Origin of the sequence: Psychrobacter sp. AOP30-A2-5 (assembly GCF_052378115.1) — a bacterium.
GTDB lineage: Bacteria > Pseudomonadota > Gammaproteobacteria > Pseudomonadales > Moraxellaceae > Psychrobacter.
The window spans coordinates 36,371-56,353 of sequence record NZ_JBQSXK010000003.1 but is presented as its reverse complement, the minus strand read 5'-3'; the positions used below and the strand labels follow the sequence as shown (position 1 = coordinate 56,353).

The following is a 19,983-nucleotide window of genomic DNA, read 5'->3' as shown; positions in this document are numbered from 1 at the left end:
TCACCATGTCACATAGCCATGCACGATAGCAGTTTAGAGACACACCAACGATGTGTTTTTTATGAATTAACCGCTACTGTTATTGTTTTATTTTTTGTGAGCCGTGCTGAGAGTTATTTAAAATAGCTGTTTTAGATAGGTCTTCTGCATAGGCGTTGAGTCTCGTTAATGATAGTAAGTTTACTTAAAGCGAATAAGGTTCGAGCAAACCTGTCTAAAGGAAGTAAGCGCGATTATGTCCAATGTCCCATCATCAATGGCATCGACCACCAGCCAGCATTATGAAGATAACTCTATCATCGAAGGTTTAGTACTGCCACTCGCAGGTCACTGTTTCCACTGCGGTGATCCTGTACCGCAGCCGCCGTTCCATGCCAAGATATTGGGTAAGCCGCGTGAGATGTGCTGTATGGGCTGTCAGTTAGCCTCTCAAAGCATCGTAGAGGCAGGGCTGGAGCAGTATTATCTGGACCGCTCAGAGATTAATCGCACGGCAAGTCTACCGACGCAGTTGACTCGCCTTGAGGCGTATGACCATGACGAGATCAAATCACAATTTGTCTATGCTCAAGACGGACTGTCGGTTGCAGAACTGTCGGTCAATAACCTACGCTGCGCGGCATGTACTTGGCTCATTGAGTCGCGTCTCGATGAGTTAGAGGGCATCAGTAAATGTCAGGTGAATTTGACCAATCAGCGGATGCGAGTGATATGGAACGAGGATAAGCTGCCGATTAGCCGTATTCTTGCCACCATTAATGAAATCGGCTATGAAGCCAAGCCTTATCGTCAAGATACGCATGAGGCGATGCTGGCGCGTCATAACAACCAAATGCTGATACGTCTTGGCATTGCCGCGTTGGGCTCGATGCAAGCGATGATGTATGCCGTTGCCATCTATTTTGGTGAATACAGCGATATGCTAATATTTCAGCGTGATTTTTTGCGCTGGGTGTCTTTATTTGTCAGTACGCCCGTTTTCTTCTATGCGGGTATCCCGTTCTTTACCTCAGCGTGGTCGGCAATTCGTGCCCGTCAAGTCAATATGGATGTGCCCGTCAGTATCGCGCTGATTGTGACTTTTTTCGCGAGCCTATATGCCACCATCACTGGGCAAGGGGAAACCTATTACGATTCGGTCAGCATGTTTATTTTCTTTTTACTGGCAGGGCGTTACATTGAGCATAATGCACGCCTAAAAGCCGCCACCATGGCTAATGACTTGGTCGTGGTTGAGCCAGTACTGGTACAAAAAATTGCGGAAGATAAAGAAGCCGCCGCGCTTATATTACAGCAGTTAAAGAAAAATGAGCTCGAGAAAACAGCTGAAAATGAAGACGTGAGTAATCAAGTCAGTAATTTGGATACAAATGAGGCGAGCATATCAGCCAATCCAACGCCTAATTTTATGCAAAGCATGGATGTTAATGTTCATCAACTCACATCAAAAATTGCACAAGACTGGCAACGCACGCGTACTCAACAATCAGCCATATCAACAACAGCAGATGAGGCAAAAGAAAAACAAATGGTCACCGCCCATAGTTTGCAAGTGGGTGATATCATTTTAGTTGAAGCTGGCTCTGAAATCATCAGCGATGGTATTTTGCTGAGTCAGACTGCTACCGTGTCGCAAAGCCTATTGACGGGTGAGGGCGACTTGATTATCAAGAGCCAAGGTGACTATATCGTCGGCGGTGCACAAAACGATAGTCAACCTTTTGAGATGCTGGTCACAGCATTGCCAGCAGACAGCCAAATGGGCTTGATTGATCGGCTGATGAACCGTGCCATGAGTGAAAAGCCCAAACTGGCGCAGCAGGCCGATAAGCTGGCACGATGGTTTGTGGCGCGTATTTTGGTGTTGTCTGTCTTGGTGTTCATTGGTTGGTATATCGTTGACCCAAGCCAAGCGATTTGGGCTACGGTCGCGGTATTGGTCGCGACTTGCCCTTGTGCACTGTCTTTAGCGACGCCGATTGCGCTGACGGTCGCGACCAATCGACTGGCAAGCTATGGCTTTTTGACGACGCGTGGACATACGCTACAAACGCTCGCTGAAATCACTCATGTCGCCTTTGATAAAACAGGCACGCTCACTTATGGTAAGCCGAATTTATTAAATATTGAGCTGCTTAAAGACAATGATATTGCAACGGCTACAGATGAGCAAAAAGATACGCTATTAGCAATCGCTGCGGCTCTAGAAGTAGGGAGCCGTCATCCTATTGCACATGCGCTGCTTACCGCTGCCTATCAGTTGCATTTGCCATCGACGCAAGCCTTACAGCATTATCCAGCAGGCGGTGTAGAGGCAATGATTGATGGCGTATTATATCGAATTGGTCATGTGGATTTTGCGTTAAACGATGCTGATAATGATATGGTCATTGATTTAGTATCACAGCGCGCCAGCTCAGCGGTGGTTTTATCTTGTCAACAAAATGATTCGGTCACTTGGCAAGCGCTGGCATGTTTCTATTTCAATGATAAGGTGCGTGATAGTGCCAAAGCCATGCTCGATACGCTTAAAGAGTTGGGTATTGAGACAGTTATGTTGACTGGTGACCCAAGCCCGCAAGCGCTGGTATTGGCTGAAAGTTTAGGAATGCATTCTGCTTACAATGGTCTGTCGCCAACGGACAAGGTCACTCACATTCAAAAGCTACAGGCGGAAGGTGGCGTAGTGTTGATGGTGGGAGACGGTATCAATGATGCGCCAGTGCTAGCAGCAGCAGATGTCTCAACTTCTATTGCGGGGGCGGCAGATTTGGCACAAGTATCGAGTGACAGTATTATATTAAATGGTCAAATCGACGCTATTACTGCGGCTAAGCGTATCTCTGATAAAACAGAACGTATTATCAAACAAAACTTCCGCTGGGCACTGATTTATAATGGCAGTGTGCTAATACCAGCGGCGTTAGGCTATGTGCCACCTTGGCTGGCTGCTATTGGTATGTCACTAAGTTCGTTGTTTGTGGTCTTAAATGCGCTGCGCTTAAAACGCGCTTGATACCCATTCAAAAAAACGGTTAGCTGCGTCAAACTCACTTAGCCTACTAATGTAGTAATGAAACTCATATTCCTTGCTGCTCACATTTTTCCAAACAGTATGTCTATTATAAGTATTTAACTTTACCCATAAAAAAACCGCCTTTAACTATATACATAGCTAAGGCGGTTTTTTTTTAAATAACGATCTGATTTAAATAATGATTAACTGGTTTTTAGATTAGTCTTGTAGGTAGCTAAGCAAACGCATAAATTCAATGTACATCCATACGAGCGTGGCAAGAATACCAATACTAAATAACCATTCGTAGTCTTCAGAGACACCCATCGCCACACCGCGATCGATATTATCGAAGTCTAGTAAAAGCGTAAAAGAGGCGATGATAATCACAAATAAGCTAAAGCCGATAGCGATAGCGCCACCTTCAAACAAGAAAGGTAAGCTTGAACCAAACGCTAAAGAAAGTACCCATTGCGCCACATAAACCAGCATAATTGCAATCAATGCTGAAGTCACAATTGAGCGGAACTTTTCAGTCACCTTGACCAGACCTGAGCGATATAGCCCTAGCATAACGGCTGCCGTCACAAAAGTGGCACACATAGCGGTCACTGGTACACTCGGATACATCCGCATAAAGAACAGCGAGATGCCGCCTAAAAATATGCCTTCTAACAGTGCATAAGGCACCGCAAAGGTTTTGGCTTTGTGTGGTTTAAAAGTGATAAAAAGCGCGAGACCAAAAGCAGCAAACATACTACCGAAGGCAGCCATCGTGATAAAGCCTTGCGACAAACCTGCCATAAGGGCATAAAAGAAAAAGCCCACACCAGTGATCGCAGATAATCCAAGTAATAGACTGGTCTTTTGAATCACGCCTTTGACCGTCATTGGCTTACCGCCGATCGCAAGTTCTGCGCGACTGACAATAGGATTGGCCATAAAGTTGTCCTTAATAAAATATAAATAATAGTGATGCTAGCTACTTTAGCAAAACAGCCATTATTGTCAACTGTGTTTACGTGACAGCCATCAAGGCCTCAAGACCTTATAGAGCTATTATTAGTTGATGTATTTTGGCATATTGCCTAGCTAAACAAACACGTTTAAGAGTAACGTGCGATGGTTTTTATATGGGGTTGATTACGACAGTTAACAACGATAATTCATAAACATGCTAGTCTAAACGCTCGTTTATCGCTATCATTGGCGAGTAATTTACCGTTATGCCGAGTCGTTTTATGGAAAACTCAGCGCAATCCGCAAGATTGCCGCACTTACATGAATCAGAGCTGTTCCACGCTATCAAAAACCCTGCTTTTAGGCGTATTGGGCTTATGGGCCGCGCTGGTAAACGCAGTGTCACTCAAAGCTTGGTGCAAATTGCCCAGACTGTCAACGAGATGAATCTCACATTGATTATGGACGTGCAGACGGCGAACTTGCCCACTTTGAACCTCACTGAGATTGAAAAGGTCAAAATCGTTAAGCGTAGTCTAATCGGCGAGATTTGTGATTTGGTCATCGTTGTTGGCGGTGATGGCTCGATATTGCACGCGGCTGAAGCGTTGGCACGCTACCGTGTACCCGTGCTCGGCGTCAACCGTGGTCGGCTTGGTTTCTTAGCGGATGTAAAACCTGATGAAGCGGCGTTTAAATTGCGCCAAGTCCTGATGGGTGATTATCAGCTGGATCATCGTTTTCTATTGACGATGGAGATACGAGAAGGGCGCACTATCATTCATGAAGATATGGCGCTCAATGATATCGTATTGCATGCGGGAAAATCGGTACATATGATTGATTTTCAGATGAAAATCGATGGTCAAGACGTCTACCGTCAGCATAGCGATGGTTTGATTGCAGCAACGCCTACCGGTTCAACGGCCTATGCACTCTCTGGTGGCGGTCCCATCATCCATCCGAGTATGGATGCTATCTGTTTGGTGCCTATGCATCCACATACCCTGTCTAGCAGACCGATTGTGGTGAGCGGTAATAGCGAAGTGTGCATTCGCATTCACGAAGACAATCGCACTCAGCCGATGGTCAGTGCCGACGGTAAGCCAAGCGTGCCACTTGAGCAAGAGCAACGGCTCTATATTCGTAAGCATCCAGATAAGCTTACTTTATTGCACCCACCAGGGTTTGATTTTTATGAAGCTTGTCGCACTAAATTGCACTGGAACGTCCATGCTGAGGAATTCAGTCTTGACGTGGATGATGATATTATGGACGATGAATAAGTGTCTCTGTTATATAAAAAACGTTATATAAAATATGTTATAAAAAATAGTGGTGGAGAGTAGGCAGGATGGATAAGCAAACGATATTAGCAAGTTTAACACCAGAAGTGGTGGATAAGTTCCGCATGGCGATTGAGTTGGGTAAGTGGCCTGATGGCCGCAAGCTGACCGCTGAGCAGCGCGAAACCTGTATGCAAGCGGTGATGGTGTGGGAGCACGAGCATCTACCACCTGCTGAGCGCACAGGCTATATTCATAAGCCAGTCAAAGAAGATGGTTCTATCGTCGGGGCAGAATGTGATGTCGAGCATGAGCATCATTATCCAAACATGCCTAATCCGAAAGGCGCAGTCCAACCGGTTAAGTTTCGTGATAAATAGGCTGATGGCTAAGTTTTATGATAAAAAATGAAGCAAATAAGAAAAGGCCACGCTAATCAGCGTGGCCTTTTCTTATTTAATAACTTTTTAAAGCGCCGTCGTATCAACACTAGGGCGAACCGTTAATGGGTTTTTTTGCATCAAAAACCCTTGCCAGCCCCAATGTAAAAAGTTGCGGATATTGGCATGGTCAGTACCGTTAGGAGTTGCTTGAACTTTGGCATAATGCTCGCCAAACAGTTTTAGCGTGTCCAATTGATTCAAACCATGGTGCTTGGCAAAGCCAAAAATTTTCGCACTACCTTCATTTTCACCAGCTGCATTGTGTACCATGCCGTTCACAAACGGGGCAGGTGCGTAGCGATAAAAATCATCAATAAAACTGATGACATCATTGAATCCAATGGCTTTTTTATCCAAACCATTAAGTAGAGCCGATACATCTGATTGGCGGATACTCATAAATAAATGACCTCAGAGCAGATTAAAAAAGTGAAAGTATGTAACTTAGCGATTGAAATAGTCTTCGTCATCAAATGAAGGCGCAAAATTGCCTTGCTCAAGATGTTGCATTTGCGACTGTACAGAACGCTCATGCTGAATACGTTGGTAAATCTCTTCGCGGTGTACGGCAATATCTTTCGGTGCATTTACACCGATACGTACTTGATTGCCTTTGACACCTAGGACGGTCACACTGACCTCATCACCAATCATTAGCGTTTCGCCCACGCGGCGTGTCAAAATTAACATGCGTCACACTCCTTATGTCGCATCAACAAATTATTACTCATCAGATTACTTCTCAATTGCAGGACATTACCTCAGCACTAGAAAAACAATGTATCAATGACAACCACAATGCTTACTATTGTGCCAATAGCGGTAATGATAGGTAGATTCATTTAGCCCAAATGAAAGCCCCATTATAGGGGGCATAACAGAGACTGTCACGGGTTTTCACAAAACTATTGGGTAAATAGTTACCCTAGCAATAATAAAAAATAAAAATAGGATCTAAAAAGACCCTATTTAATTTAATACATTGTTGAAAGTAAGTGATACTGATTTAATGCATAACTGTTGATGCTAAATCGATTATTTTAAGCGTTTTAAAATAAGTTATAGCCCAGCGATTTTACTTTCGCCATCTTCACGATCCAGACCAAATGCGGTATGTAGTGATTTAACGGCTTTTTCTAAATACTGTTCTTGGATAAGGACAGACACTTTGATTTCGCTGGTTGATATCATTTGAATATTGATATTGTTTTCAGCAAGGGTTTGGAACATGAGGCTCGCAACACCAGCATGAGAGCGCATGCCGACTCCGACTAAAGAGACTTTAACGACTTCATCATTAGCCAATATCTCTTTAGCACCGATCTCATCTTTGACTTCATTCTCTAGTACTTTCATGGTTTTGTCCATGTCAGTACGGTTAACAGTAAAAGTAAAGTCGGTGGTGCCGTTGGTAGAGAGGTTTTGCACTATCATATCAATTTCGATATTGGCACGACCAATCGGGCTTAGGATAGCAGAGGCAATACCAGGATGATCAGGTACACCGCGCACGACTATTTTTGCTTCGTCTCGATTAAAAGCGATACCTGAGATGATTGCCTGTTCCATATTGTCTCCTTCGTCTATCGTAATTAGGGTGCCGACATTGTCTTGAAATTCTTGGTCGAAGCTACCATCGTTGTTTTCATCAAAGCTAGATAATACGCGTAGTGGTACACCATATTTACCGGCGAATTCTACCGAACGAATCTGTAAAATCTTAGAGCCAAGACTTGCCATCTCTAGCATTTCTTCAAAGGTAATTTTTTCAAGTTTCTTGGCTTTTGAGGTCACACGAGGGTCAGTGGTATAAACGCCATCAACATCGGTATAAATCTGACATTCATCAGCACCCAAGGCAGCAGCAATAGCGACACCTGTGGTATCAGAGCCGCCGCGCCCTAATGTGGTCGCATTGCCTTCGTCGTCAATACCTTGAAAGCCTGCGACGATGACGACATTGCCTGCATCGAGTTGCGCGCGGATATTTTTGTCATCGATGCTTTCGATACGGGCTTTATTGTGGGCATTATCCGTTTTAATCGCGACTTGACGACCAGTAAATGAACGGGCGCCTACACCAAGCTCTTTAATCGCCATAGCAAGCAATGAGATAGAAACTTGCTCACCGGTTGAGACCATTTGGTCGTATTCACGGGGATCAGGCTGAGTGCTAATTTGGCGCGCCAGATCAATCAAACGGTTGGTTTCGCCGCTCATGGCAGAGACCACAACAACTATTTGATGACCGTTGTCATGCCAGCGTTTGACTCGTTTGGCGACGTTTTTGATGCGGTCGATACTGCCCATCGAGGTGCCGCCGTATTTCTGTACTATTAACGCCATAAAAATCTACCTATTATTCATTAATGGCCTTTTATTATCATCAATGAGAGCCAATATGCGGATGTGACGCTCAATCAATGCTTGTATAGATAAAGCCGTATTATAAGAATTGCGCCCATGCTTTTCGTTTATGTATTCAGTAGTGCTGACTAGGTAATGCACGCACGATGCATATAAACGTTGACCTTTATATCATATCTACGTCACAACGTTAAGTGCCCGTAGCGCTTAGATACATGGCGATTGGTTATAACCGTTATAACCAATCGCGTATCTTATGCGTAGTAGACCAGAATGATGCGCGGTATTCATGTCTTTTTCAGGACTAGCTAAGCTGAGTTTCAATCCAAGCAGGTAGGGCGTTGATAACTGCGGTACTGTTGCCAGACTTTGGCGCGCCGCCTTGTGCGTAATCTGGCTTACCACCACCTTTACCGCCCAGCTCACTTGCCAAATGACGAATGATATCACCAGCTTTTACTTTAGCGGTGACTGATTTTGCCACGCTTGCGGCTAGGGCTAACTGTTCGTCTTTATCACCAATCAATACAATCACGCTATCAGGGAGTTTAGATTTAATATCGTCCATCAGGGTGCGGATAGATTTGCCGTCGATACCGCTTAAGGTACTGATAAGCACGGGCGTGCCTGCGATGGTCTGTACTTCATCGAGTAAATTGGCTGCTTGGGCGCTGGCGATTTTTTGCTCTAAACGCTCTAGTTGTTTCTCAAGTTCGCGCTGCTTATCCGCCATGGTACGCACGCGCTGTGCCACTTCAGGACGTTTTACTTTGAGCTGACTGGCAAGCTCACTCAGCTGCTGCTCACTTTGCTGAATGTTTTTAATTGCATTCATGCCAGTGACAGCTTCAATACGTCGGATGCCAGCAGCGATACCTGATTCGCTGGTAATTTTTAACACACCAATATCACCGGTACGTTTAACGTGCAAACCACCACAAAGCTCAATAGAGAAGGGCTTGCGCTGACCATCGACGATACTGTCAGTGCCCATGGTTAAGACGCGAACGTCACTGCCATATTTTTCGCCAAACAATGCCATTGCACCTTGTTTCATCGCTTCGTCGATGGACATATTCTCGATGCGAGCAGGGGTGTTGGCTTGAATTTGCTCATTGACTAAGCGTTCGATGCGCGTAATTTCAGCAGTGCTGACGGGCTTGTCATACGAGAAATCAAAACGTAATACTTCGCTTGATACTAGCGAGCCTTTTTGCGTGACCGCGTCGCCCAATACTTCTCTTAATGCGGCATGCAATAGATGCGTGGCAGAGTGATTTTTAGCACTAGCCGCACGGATGCTGGACAAGACTTGCGCATCGGCTGTTTGTTTGGTGTTAATGTCACCCATGGTCACGACACCGTAATGGATGATGGCTTGACCAGATTTTTTGGTGTCTTGCACTTCAAAAACGCCAGTCGCGGTGCGAATTTCGCCAAGCTCACCAACTTGACCACCACCTTCAGCATAAAACGGTGTACGGTCAAGTACCACGACGCCTTCCATGCCCTCAGCTAAGCTATCGGCTGGACTGCCATCTTGATACAGCGCATCAATCGTGACGCCTTCTTCTGCAAGCTGCTCATAACCGATAAAGGTCGTTGGGTTTTCTACTTGAATGACACTGCTATAATCAACGTCAAATTTGCCAGCATCACGAGCACGCTCACGTTGCGCTTGCATATGCTCATCAAATTCAGCTTCATCAATAACAATACCACGCTCACGAGTGATATCCGCAGTCAAATCGATCGGGAAACCATAAGTATCGTACAGTTTAAATGCGGCTTCCCCAGATAGCGTGTCGCCATCTTTTAAACCTTCCAGTTCGCTGGCAAGTAGACGTAAGCCTTGTGCCAAAGTTTTGGCAAACTGTGCTTCTTCTCTTTGAATGGCATTTTCAATGACGCTTTGCTTATCTTTTAGCTCAGGATACGCCGTACCCATTTCAGCAACCAAGGGCTCGACCATTTTATAGAAAAACTCACTGTCAGCACCAAGCTTATTGCCATGACGCACCGCACGACGAATGATACGGCGCAGTACATAACCACGACCTTCGTTGCTTGGAGTAACGCCATCAGCAATCAAAAATGAAACGGCGCGAATATGGTCAGCGATGACTTTTAATGACGATTGTTGCTGGTTTTCAATCTCTAAAATCTCAGCCGCCGCATCCATCAAGTGTACAAACAAATCTATCTCGTAGTTGCCATGGACGCCTTGCATGATGGCGCTGATACGCTCAAGTCCCATGCCAGTATCTACGCTTGGCGCTGGTAGTGGTAGCATAGTGCCATCTTTTTGACGATTAAACTGCATAAACACGCAGTTCCAAATCTCGATATAACGGTCGCCATCTTCTTCAGGTGTGCCCGGTAGACCGCCTTCGATATCAGCACCATGGTCATAAAAGACTTCGGTACAAGGGCCGCAAGGGCCAGTGTCACCCATCGTCCAAAAGTTGTCTGAGGCGTAAGGCGCGCCTTTATTATCGCCAATACGGATAATGCGCTCGCTAGGAATACCGATGTCTTTATGCCAAATATCAAAGGCTTCGTCATCGGTCTCATAAATGGTCACATACAAGCGATTTTTATCGATTGCTAGCCATTCATCTGAGGTCAAAAACTCCCAAATATAGCCAATACCGGCTTGCTTAAAATAATCGCCAAACGAGAAGTTGCCAAGCATTTCAAAGAACGTATGATGGCGCGCCGTATAACCGACATTATCCAAATCATTATGCTTGCCGCCAGCACGTACGCACTTCTGCGAGGTCACCGCACGGGTATAATCACGTGGCTCCATACCCAAAAACGTTTCTTTAAACTGATTCATACCGGCATTGGTAAATAGCAATGTCGGGTCATTGTGTGGAATCAAACTCGATGAGGCGACGGGGGTGTGCTGCTTGCTTATGAAAAAATCGATAAAAGCTTGACGAATATCGGCTGAGCGAAATGGCTGGCTCACAGCGGCTCCTTACTGGCGAATAGAATTGAGTAAAATAATTTTGCAAACGATTTTAGCACAAACGCCCAAGCTCTTGGTACAAGAGTTACAACGGCTAGGTTATTCTGCGCATGCAGATGCTCGATGGATTTGTAGCGCATCAAAGCCAGTTGGTCAAAAAAACTAATTGGTTAAAATCGCCGCATCAGTCTCGTCCAGTTTATCTTGACTCAATGGATTGGACTCAATGACTTGTACTGGCAAGTAGCGTAGCTGTAGCTTAATGGGTAGATACTCAGGGAAATTCTCTGCCATATCTTGAGCAATGACGGTTTCGATTTGCCGTACATCGTATGAAGTAGGCGTCGTCTCTCCGCGAATGACCGCACGTACGACTTTATTTTCTTCTGAGGTATCAAACTGAGTATTGGTCAGCACGTTGCCTTTGTCGATAAAGTAGCTATTGATGGCTTCTTTGACGCTACTCTCAAAAACCTGTTGTTTGGCATTGGTCTGTAGGTTGATGGTCAAATACGTCCCCAATCCACCTAACAATAATAACGTCACCGCATTACGGCGTAAAAAAGTCAAATAGGTGCTTGATTTATAATCGTCATCGACCAAACGGCGAAAGCCTAATAACCAGAGTACTAAAGCATTGGTAAACTGGATAGCAATAATATTGGTTAGCGCCAGTAGCAGTGCCCCAAGTCCAAGCTGCGTCTCGCCATTGGCAAATAATATCCCACTCGCGGCAAGAGGTGGCACCAATGCAGTGGCTACCGCCACGCCGACCACTGCCACTGATAGGTGCGGTGAAACCATCGCATAAGCACCAGCAGTACCACCCGCTAGAGCAATCATTAAATCCATCGAGGTTGGCTGAGTGCGCGATAATATCTCTGCGGTCAGTGGCTGATCTTTGTGTAACCAGCCGACGATAAAACCAACCAATACCACCAATGATACGCCGACGATAACCGTAATCAGTGATTTACGTAGCAATGGCATACGATGATCAATAATCGCTAACGCTATGCCAGTAATGGGACCTAACATCATGGCAACCAACATGGCGCCAATGACGACGGCAGCTGAATTGGTCACTAGCCCATAACTGGCGATGATGGCAGAAAGTATATTCATAATGAAATACATTTTGCTAGGCAGAGCGTTGGCCTCGATTCTGACCCGTACTTCTGGATAGTCTACCTTTTGATTGCTAAATTGCTCGGCAACAAATTGCTTATAAGATTCGAGCTTGGCTTCCTTTTTTTCTTTAATCTCGTCTTCTAGTTCTTCCTGATTATCGACTTTATCTTTCACAGTATTTTTTACGACAGTGTCATTATTTTTCGGTGTGTCTGGATGTTTATCAATTGAGGACGGTTTTGTGTTGTCACTATTTGCCTTGCTTTCTTGCTGAGGGCTATCAGAGATAGGATAAGTGCCCTGTGCATCAGCGTGGGCAATACCATCTGCCTCTACCGTTACCTCAGCATCAGCATCAGCATCTTTTTGAGAAGTTTGCTCGGAAGCGCTATCTTCTTCTGCTTGAGCATGTTCTGCTGATACATTTTCTAGATTTTTATGATTGGGCGCTGTTGTCAATTTTAACGATTCATTGGATAGTGGTGTCTCAGGCTCAGTGATTTCACGTTTAGTTATTTCAGACTCATTGTCGGGCTTGGCGGTTTCTAACGTTGCCACTACCTCGTCAGCACCAATGGACTTTATCGCTATCGTTGTTTCAGGAGGCTGCGCACAAGCCATATCCTCGCCACAGTCATTGTCATCATGAGTCTCTGAGATTTTTGAAGACTCAGTATGTTCGACATTGCTATTTAGTACAGAGCTACCATCTGCGTCAGTTAGCACCACTTTTTTGTCTGGATAAATGGCCGTGCTTGAGGCATCTTTTATAACTGAATAATCATTAGAGGGTTTGTTTTCAGGTGAGGTCATGGCAGAGAGCTTTCTTAAAAAGTAAAAGAAAGACATTATTGTAATGATAAAGAGAGGACAACGTATGGTTTTTTTACGACTAAATAGAGCGCAGTGTCATTAAGTAGTAATACTTAAAATAGTAAAATTATGCATCATTAACTAACGATAATAAAAACCTTAACTTTAACAGGGTTTTTATGCTTAGTCACCTACTATAGCTGGCTCGCAGGTTTATAGGAAATACTTACTTTCTTTGTGGGTTTAGTGTATAAAGGTACTATATCCACAATAAAAATGAGGAATAAGTTATGAACTGGCCATTATTCTCTGTTATCTATTCAATCGCAGCAACCGTTACCATTGGCGTTTTTATGATTGGCGCTTTAGTCACAGGTTTTAATGAAATACCTCATATCCAAATAGCAGTAGCATTAGGCGTTTTGGTGTCTATCCCTGCAGGCATGTTTTTTACCAAAAAAGTTGGTAGCATCACTGGTAATGAAGAAGGCTATAAAGCATAAAAGCGAATAATGTTGTCAATTTAAATGAATAAGTCCGATTATCAGCCATAAAAAAAGACCTTGATAGCAAGGTCTTTTTTTTATTCATCGTTTATGACTTATTATTTAAGCTCAATTTATTTAAGCTCAACAGTCGCGCCATTTTCGATATTGGCATAAACCTCTAATACATCCCAGTTGGTCAAACGCACACAACCTGCAGAGGCTTGGCGACTGATGCCTTCAGGCTTTGGTGAACCATGAATACCATATGAAGGTTTAGACAAGCCCATCCATACGACGCCAACAGGGCTATTTGGTCCTGGTGGTAGCATATGTATTTGTTTGTCTGCGCCTTTACCAACGGTCGCTTTGTACCAAGGCATTTTTACCTTGTTAATGATTTTAAACGAACCTTGTGGCGATGGTGTGGCATCGCTACCGATTGTCGTTGGGTAAGTAGCCACCAGCTTATCGCCGTTATAAGCATATAATGTCTTATCGGCTTTATTGGCAACCACACGGTTAATGCGCTGCTTAAGTGGTGCACGGGTATTTAAAACAGTGATGGTTTCGCCCGCTTTATATTGCTTATTTTTGTTCAGCTTATCTAAATAACGCACATCCATATGGAAGCGCTCACCAAACATCTCTTTAATGTCTTGATAGTATAAGCCTTTCATTTTGGACTTAGCTTCTGAACCTGCAGGTGTGCTGGCAAAGTTGGTCTTAATATCATCTTCAGTGATGGTGTAGGTCACGAGCACTGGTTTATTCGCTGGGATATTTTTATTTAACGCATCCCACGTTTTTTGATCCATTTTACCTGTGGCTGGCAGACCTTTCATGGTTTGGAAGTTGATCAGGGCTTTTTTACTGTTCATGCCCCAACCACCATCGATGGCACCAGGAGAAGCATGGTTCCAATCAAGCAGTGCCTGCATTTTGATCGTCATTGCCGAGTTAACTTTCATACTCGGTGTCCATGTGGCACCGTTTACTTGTTTGGCATAATTCGACAAATTCAGCGTCGTATGTTTTTTACCATTAACATCTTCGATGCTTTTGATAGAAGTATCTGCTGGGCTAGCATCAGATATGGCTGCGGTAGGGGCAGCGACGGCTTGACCTTCACTAATATCGTCAGTGCTATCAGACTGCACATCTTTACGAGCCAGCTCTTCTACCGTCATATTATCAGCACTGACTGCTTGTTGCGCTGTCTCTACATCGACTTCCTGCTTTTCGTCAATCAGCTGAGTCATACGGTCAGGCGCATTAGGCTTTAAGGCAGGCGTGGCTACGACAGGAGCACGACCATCGATTGAGCTACTGCGATTCTCTTGTACATCAAGGCTAACTTTTTTGGCAATGCTAGGCATTGAGTCAGCGGTTCGTACTGGCAGGGTGCGCGTATTATCAGCAGGTGCGGCAACGGCGCTGGCACTGGCAGTAACGATAGCAATTGATATAGCGGTAATAAGAGGCTTCATTTTCATCATATTGGGATACTTATGGTTATAACTAATGGGGCTATTATGCGCATAATTTGAATGCTTCGCAAACTTTTGACACATCTTTTTTCATTAAAGTCTTGCCAAACGTCAACCGTTGACGTATTCACTACAGTTGGGCAATAACTGAGCGAGGGTATGCATAAGATGATGCGCTATTCTTACTTGCAGTCCTCATTATTCACGTTATTTTTGGAACCATTTTTATGAATATAAAACTGCAAAAATTGGCGCAATTTAGCGTTTATGTCTATAATGGTGGATAAATTTTTATTCAATAGATCGGCTTTTAATAAAAGGCGTTTTAACCCATCCGCATGTAGTCAGTGAACATGTAATCAGCAAGGTGCGATATGTCAGAAGACCAAACAATGAGCGCAGAAGAGTTTCAAAATCAATACTTCAATGACGATGGTCTAGAGAGTGAAATGGTGTTTGATTTGGAGAGTGGGATTCTGGGTGAAGACGATCAATTTGCCAATTTGCCTGCAGAATTAGAAGAGGCCCGCGAGCAATTGGTCAGTATTCGTGATTTTATTCGCTTTTCGGTCACCCAGCTTCGTAATTATGATGTGGTCGTTGCACAAGGTACCACCGATGAGTTTGCTGAAGCATCCGCCATTGTTTTGCATTCTCTGGCTTTAGACTGGTCAGCCAATGAGCAGATTCTCGATTGTCGCTTGACCACCTCAGAGAAGCAGTTGGTACTGAGTTTGTTAGAAGAGCGTATCGCTGAGCGTAAACCATTAAGCTATTTGATTAATTTATCATACTTCTGTGATTTGCCTTTTTATGTCGATGAGCGGGTACTAATTCCAAGATCGCCTATCGCAGAATTGATTCGTCAGCAGTTCCATCCATATTTTGATGTCAATGAGCTTGCCAAGCCACTTGGTAAGAGCGTCAACGAGCAGGCTGCTGCATTTTATGATCATGGTTTAGAGGTCAAGCAGCTGTCACAGCCTGAGCGTATTTTAGACTTATGCACTGGTTCTGGTTGTATTGCTATTGCGCTTGCGACGCGTTTCGTTGATGCGCTGGTTGATGCTGTTGATATCGATAAAAGTGCGCTTGAAGTAGCCATGGTAAACGTCGATCATCATGATCTTGGGCATCAGGTTAATGTGATTGAGTCCGATCTGTTTGCTAAGATTCCTGCTGAACACCAGTATGAGCTGATAGTCACCAATCCGCCGTATGTCGATGCGGCTATTATGGCAGAGCTGCCACCTGAATTTTTATATGAGCCAGAGCATGCGCTAGCCGCGGGTCAAGATGGGCTGGATTTGGTGCATCGTATTTTGTTTGAAGCGCCAGATTATCTAAGTCCAGAAGGCTTGCTTGTCTGCGAAGTGGGTGATAGTGAGTGGGCATTAAAGCAAGCCTATCCTGAAATCCAGTTTGACTGGTTGAAATTTGCCCACGGTGGTCACGGTGTCTTTGCGATTACCTATGATGAGCTCATGGCGCATCGTGAGCTGTTCAATGCTTACGTGCAACTGTTAGATAGCATTCAATAGAACTGTCAGGTAATAGAGCTATCGAGTACTAGAACTGTTGAGTAATAAAACCATCGAGATTTACGCGATACTCAAAAATTGACTTCATTTATTTAAGGATAAATATGGCAGGCAATAGCATTGGACAGGTTTTTACAGTCACCACGTGCGGCGAGTCGCATGGTGCAGGTCTCATGGCAATCGTCGATGGCGTGCCACCGGGTTTGGCCTTATCTGCAGATGATTTGCAAATCGATTTAGATCGCCGCAAACCGGGTACGTCTAAATACTCTACCCAGCGCCGCGAGTCCGATGAAGTTGAGATTATCTCTGGTGTGTTTGAGGGTAAGACGACAGGCACGTCTATTGGTTTGCTGATTCGTAATACCAATCAAAAATCCAAAGACTATGGCGAGATTAAAGACACGTTTCGCCCCGGTCATGCCGACTATACCTATAGCATGAAATATGGCTTTCGTGATTATCGTGGTGGCGGTCGCTCCTCAGCGCGCGAGACTGCGATGCGCGTGGCGGCAGGTGCTATCGCTAAGAAATATCTACAAGAGCGCTTAGGTGTGCAAGTCCGTGGTCACATCACCCAAATTGGCAATGAGTACAGTAATGTCCTAGACTCAAGCCAAATTGATTGGGACTTTGTGAATAGCAATCCGTTTTTTTGCGCCGATGCCGATGCTGTCAGTCGTTTTGAGACCTTAATAGACAGTTTGCGCCGTGAAGGCACTAGCTGCGGTGCCCGTCTTGAGATTATCGCTAGCGGTGTGCCAGTCGGACTTGGCGAGCCAGTATTTGACCGTTTGGATGCAGATATTGCCCATGCGATGATGAGCATCAATGCTGTTAAAGGCGTTGAGGTCGGCGATGGCATGGCCGTGGCAGGACAGTTCGGTCATAGCTCTCGTGATGAGCTGACGCCAGACGGTTTTACTGCAAATCATGCTGGTGGTATTTTGGGCGGTATCTCTTCAGGGCAAGACATCCGTGTCAGTATCGCGCTTAAGCCAACCTCTAGTATTACGACGGCTGGCAAGAGTATCAATACACAAGGCGAGTCGGTTGATATGTTGACCAAAGGTCGTCATGACCCTTGCGTTGGTGTACGTGCGACACCTATCGCAGAAGCCATGCTGGCTATTGTCTTGCTCGATCATTATTTGCGCCATCGCGGCCAAAATGCAGATGTTAAGCCGCCAGTAGATTCTATTACTTAGATTGTTTACCGTAAAATTATAAACCCTCTATCATTTCTAACTAGACATGATAGAGGGTTTTTTTTGACTGATTTTTTATAAATAATTAACAAGCCAGCAATTCAGTTAATAAGATTTAATCATTAAATTGAATGAATTTTTAAGCCGCTATTTGATAGTGGTCAATAGCCACACATTGCTGGTGGCGAAATACCAATAGCAGTTGTTGACTGGGAATGGCTAACCAATGCCCAAAAGCGATACTATCAATCCCTTCACCTGAAAGCGCTTGTAGGCAAAAATGGCGACTACCGCCTAAACAGTTTTTTATAATTTGGTTTTGTTCAATAGCATCTTTCATGGCCTTTCTATCCTTAATAGGGGTTACGAATTTGAATAACGCTATCGTAAAACAAGCAGATAGAAAACCTGTGTAGGAATGATGGAAAATCCATGAACTGGCATAGATGTTTATTTTTAAGCCAATGGTAGGGTTAAGCTAACCATGACACCAGAACGCTGATTCTTATCAGTACCAATTTTATCGTTATCATCATGGACGTTATTAATAGTTACCTGACCGCCATGATGCTCAATAACTTGCTTCACAAGAGTTAAGCCAAGGCCAGTGCCTTTTTTTAGGGTATTGCTAGCCATGCTAGGCTGTATCTGCGTAGTATCGAATGTTGAGTGATTCTCTACTGAAAAGTCTGATAGATGCTCTGAGGTTTTTTCAGCAGCTTGACTCTGATGCGATAAGCTAAAATAACGGTCAAACGCTTTATCAACGGCATACTCAGGGAGCAATTTACCATTATTAAAGATGTCAATAGTCACAGTTTGCGCTGAACCATGTTGCGCGATGCTGTGCAGATAAATAGAAACTGTGCTATCGGCAAAATGAATGGCATTGTCCAATACATTTTGCAGCACTTGTACCAACCAAAACTGGTCAGCGAAAACGCTGGTATTTGCCAAGGCATTTGGTGATAAAGTCGCTGTTTCAGTCACTCGTTTATTATCAAGATAGATGTCGATAGGCACTAGGTGCTGCTGTTGCAATTTAGCGCTATTGTCTTTTGCAAGGGTTTGCAACAACGGTAGTAGAGGGGCCAGCTGGCGATTCAGCTTAAAAGTCGGTTGCTCAACCTTAGCAATTAATAGCAACCGATCAATCAATTGCTGCATTTTGATACTTTGTTCACCAATGGACTGGATGAGCATCTGTTGATCTTCTTTATCAAGCCCATCATCTTCTAGCAACTCACTACTGGCACGAATGGCGGTTAACGGACTTTTGAGCTCATGGGTCAGGGTATGAACGTAGTCGGTGACATAGGCGCGATTTTCCAATCGATGTTTCATAGACTCAATGGTATCCGTTAGGCTATTAAGTTCATTGCCTAAGTAAAAATAGGGTTTTTTGGTGTCTTCTGCCAGCGCACTGGTATATTGGGTCACTAAACTGATGCTTTGCTTGAGCCACCAGGCCACCAGTCCTGATAATATAAGGGCAGCAACGCTCATGAGCAGCGCTGTGATAAGCATGCGATTGCGCGTATCGTCTAAATAAGGCAACACGCTAGCGACAGGTTTGCCTACGCTAATGATACCAATCAAGTTGCCAGTGTCATCCTCTATTGGCTGTGCCACATACATGACCGTACCGTCGCGCTGATTATAATCTCGCGTCGTACTTCGCGCGCCATACTGACCATTTAACGTTAGATAGACATCATTCCAGCGGCTGTAATCTTGTCCTTCATCATTGTCAGGTTCGGGTAGTGAGTCGTATATGACAATCCCTTTATCATCGGTGACATATACCCGAAAGCTGCTAGGGCTTTTATTTTTATATTCTGGATCTGTTGTTTTACTTATCGTGGGCGCACCGATAAATGCCGCATCGAGTTTAGTTTGATACTGCTCATCGTATAGCTGTCCTGAAGATAATGGCATCTGCAAACTTGCCGCTAGCAATTTGCTGGTATCTAACAACGTATCTTCGATGACTTGCTGCGCCGTCGGTTTGACATAACCAAACAGCTGAGTAAATACGACCACACCGCAGATAATCAGCACTAACGCCAATGCGAGCCAAATCCTAAAAAATATACTTAAATTCAGCAGTCGTTTCGGTTTAGTTGTTTGCTGCGCGGTGCCGATAGGATGCAGTTTTGCATACCAATTACTTTGACTGACATGCGCGCTGTTATTAGCCTTATTAATATGAGTATTAGAATGGCTGTTAGCACTATCGTTGGTTTTATGATTCATATTTTTAGGT

14 protein-coding genes and 1 pseudogene are annotated in these 19,983 nt (G+C 44.4%); 6 read left to right on the top strand and 9 right to left on the bottom strand.

Annotated elements, in window-relative coordinates; all coding sequences use genetic code 11:
• Positions 1-235 precede the first annotated feature (235 nt).
• Positions 236-3,016 carry a heavy metal translocating P-type ATPase gene (locus tag ACT3S4_RS03895; protein WP_444760496.1) on the top strand — a complete coding sequence of 927 codons (2,781 nt, stop codon included), beginning with the start codon at positions 236-238 and terminating at the stop codon, positions 3,014-3,016.
• A gap of 219 nt (positions 3,017-3,235) precedes the next feature.
• On the opposite strand, the gene ACT3S4_RS03890 is transcribed toward ACT3S4_RS03895, so the two are convergent.
• Positions 3,236-3,958, bottom strand: a complete 723-nt coding sequence (locus ACT3S4_RS03890; RefSeq protein WP_045445091.1) for a Bax inhibitor-1/YccA family protein — start codon at positions 3,956-3,958, stop codon at positions 3,236-3,238.
• A gap of 299 nt (positions 3,959-4,257) precedes the next feature.
• On the opposite strand from ACT3S4_RS03890, the gene ACT3S4_RS03885 reads away from it, so the two are divergent.
• A complete protein-coding gene (locus ACT3S4_RS03885; protein WP_444760495.1) occupies positions 4,258-5,262 on the top strand; it encodes an NAD(+) kinase in 1,005 nt (334 codons plus the stop codon).
• Positions 5,263-5,330: 68 nt separating this feature from the next.
• Entirely contained in the window at positions 5,331-5,642 is a 312-nt protein-coding gene (locus ACT3S4_RS03880; protein WP_201604723.1) for a YeaC family protein, read from the top strand.
• Positions 5,643-5,729: 87 nt separating this feature from the next.
• Here the strand turns inward: ACT3S4_RS03880 and ACT3S4_RS03875 are convergent, their stop codons facing one another.
• The 5 genes and pseudogenes from ACT3S4_RS03875 to ACT3S4_RS03855 all read right to left on the bottom strand — a co-directional run bounded on the left by ACT3S4_RS03875 (position 5,730) and on the right by ACT3S4_RS03855 (position 12,993).
• Positions 5,730-6,104, bottom strand: a complete 375-nt coding sequence (locus ACT3S4_RS03875; RefSeq protein ID WP_045445094.1) for a HopJ type III effector protein — start codon at positions 6,102-6,104, stop codon at positions 5,730-5,732.
• Between the two features lie 123 nt (positions 6,105-6,227).
• Positions 6,228-6,395 (bottom strand): annotated as a pseudogene (gene csrA, locus ACT3S4_RS03870) (carbon storage regulator CsrA); the annotation flags it as partial.
• Between the two features lie 369 nt (positions 6,396-6,764).
• Positions 6,765-8,051: an aspartate kinase gene (locus ACT3S4_RS03865; protein ID WP_087814157.1), complete on the bottom strand. Its 1,287-nt coding sequence runs from the start codon at positions 8,049-8,051 to the stop codon at positions 6,765-6,767.
• 325 nt (positions 8,052-8,376) lie between these two features.
• Positions 8,377-11,049 (bottom strand): alanine--tRNA ligase, encoded by a 2,673-nt coding sequence (gene alaS / locus ACT3S4_RS03860; protein ID WP_444760494.1) that lies wholly within the window; start codon positions 11,047-11,049, stop codon positions 8,377-8,379.
• Positions 11,050-11,211: 162 nt separating this feature from the next.
• Entirely contained in the window at positions 11,212-12,993 is a 1,782-nt protein-coding gene (locus tag ACT3S4_RS03855) for a DUF389 domain-containing protein (protein WP_227685531.1), read from the bottom strand.
• A 290-nt stretch (positions 12,994-13,283) separates the two neighbouring features.
• On the opposite strand from ACT3S4_RS03855, the gene ACT3S4_RS03850 reads away from it, so the two are divergent.
• Complete coding sequence (locus ACT3S4_RS03850; protein WP_087814154.1) at positions 13,284-13,496, top strand: hypothetical protein; 213 nt, start codon at positions 13,284-13,286, stop codon at positions 13,494-13,496.
• A 116-nt stretch (positions 13,497-13,612) separates the two neighbouring features.
• Here the strand turns inward: ACT3S4_RS03850 and ACT3S4_RS03845 are convergent, their stop codons facing one another.
• Positions 13,613-15,052 carry a L,D-transpeptidase family protein gene (locus ACT3S4_RS03845; RefSeq protein ID WP_201604720.1) on the bottom strand — a complete coding sequence of 480 codons (1,440 nt, stop codon included), beginning with the start codon at positions 15,050-15,052 and terminating at the stop codon, positions 13,613-13,615.
• 290 nt (positions 15,053-15,342) lie between these two features.
• On the opposite strand from ACT3S4_RS03845, the gene prmB reads away from it, so the two are divergent.
• Both prmB and aroC read left to right on the top strand, forming a co-directional pair.
• A complete protein-coding gene (prmB, locus tag ACT3S4_RS03840; protein ID WP_045451878.1) occupies positions 15,343-16,509 on the top strand; it encodes a 50S ribosomal protein L3 N(5)-glutamine methyltransferase in 1,167 nt (388 codons plus the stop codon).
• Positions 16,510-16,613: 104 nt separating this feature from the next.
• Complete coding sequence (aroC, locus tag ACT3S4_RS03835) at positions 16,614-17,717, top strand: chorismate synthase (protein ID WP_444760493.1); 1,104 nt, start codon at positions 16,614-16,616, stop codon at positions 17,715-17,717.
• A 139-nt stretch (positions 17,718-17,856) separates the two neighbouring features.
• On the opposite strand, the gene ACT3S4_RS03830 is transcribed toward aroC, so the two are convergent.
• The gene (locus ACT3S4_RS03830; protein WP_201538879.1) at positions 17,857-18,057 is read right to left on the bottom strand and encodes a hypothetical protein; all 201 of its coding nucleotides are present in this window, start codon (positions 18,055-18,057) and stop codon (positions 17,857-17,859) included.
• 116 nt (positions 18,058-18,173) lie between these two features.
• Positions 18,174-19,973, bottom strand: coding sequence for a two-component system sensor histidine kinase CreC (creC, locus tag ACT3S4_RS03825; protein ID WP_444760492.1), 1,800 nt, complete (start codon positions 19,971-19,973; stop codon positions 18,174-18,176).
• Between the last annotated feature and the right edge of the window lie 10 nt (positions 19,974-19,983).

Excerpts from the sequence above, each read along its gene's own strand:
- ACT3S4_RS03895 (WP_444760496.1), top strand. The coding sequence starts at position 236 with ATGTCCAATGTCCCATCATCAATGGCATCGACCACCAGCCAGCATTAT.
- ACT3S4_RS03890 (WP_045445091.1), bottom strand. The coding sequence starts at position 3,958 with ATGGCCAATCCTATTGTCAGTCGCGCAGAACTTGCGATCGGCGGTAAG.
- ACT3S4_RS03885 (WP_444760495.1), top strand. The coding sequence starts at position 4,258 with ATGGAAAACTCAGCGCAATCCGCAAGATTGCCGCACTTACATGAATCA.
- ACT3S4_RS03880 (WP_201604723.1), top strand. The coding sequence starts at position 5,331 with ATGGATAAGCAAACGATATTAGCAAGTTTAACACCAGAAGTGGTGGAT.
- ACT3S4_RS03875 (WP_045445094.1), bottom strand. The coding sequence starts at position 6,104 with ATGAGTATCCGCCAATCAGATGTATCGGCTCTACTTAATGGTTTGGAT.
- ACT3S4_RS03865 (WP_087814157.1), bottom strand. The coding sequence starts at position 8,051 with ATGGCGTTAATAGTACAGAAATACGGCGGCACCTCGATGGGCAGTATC.
- ACT3S4_RS03855 (WP_227685531.1), bottom strand. The coding sequence starts at position 12,993 with ATGACCTCACCTGAAAACAAACCCTCTAATGATTATTCAGTTATAAAA.
- ACT3S4_RS03850 (WP_087814154.1), top strand. The coding sequence starts at position 13,284 with ATGAACTGGCCATTATTCTCTGTTATCTATTCAATCGCAGCAACCGTT.
- ACT3S4_RS03845 (WP_201604720.1), bottom strand. The coding sequence starts at position 15,052 with ATGTGTCAAAAGTTTGCGAAGCATTCAAATTATGCGCATAATAGCCCC.
- prmB (WP_045451878.1), top strand. The coding sequence starts at position 15,343 with ATGTCAGAAGACCAAACAATGAGCGCAGAAGAGTTTCAAAATCAATAC.
- aroC (WP_444760493.1), top strand. The coding sequence starts at position 16,614 with ATGGCAGGCAATAGCATTGGACAGGTTTTTACAGTCACCACGTGCGGC.
- ACT3S4_RS03830 (WP_201538879.1), bottom strand. The coding sequence starts at position 18,057 with ATGAAAGATGCTATTGAACAAAACCAAATTATAAAAAACTGTTTAGGC.
- creC (WP_444760492.1), bottom strand. The coding sequence starts at position 19,973 with ATGAATCATAAAACCAACGATAGTGCTAACAGCCATTCTAATACTCAT.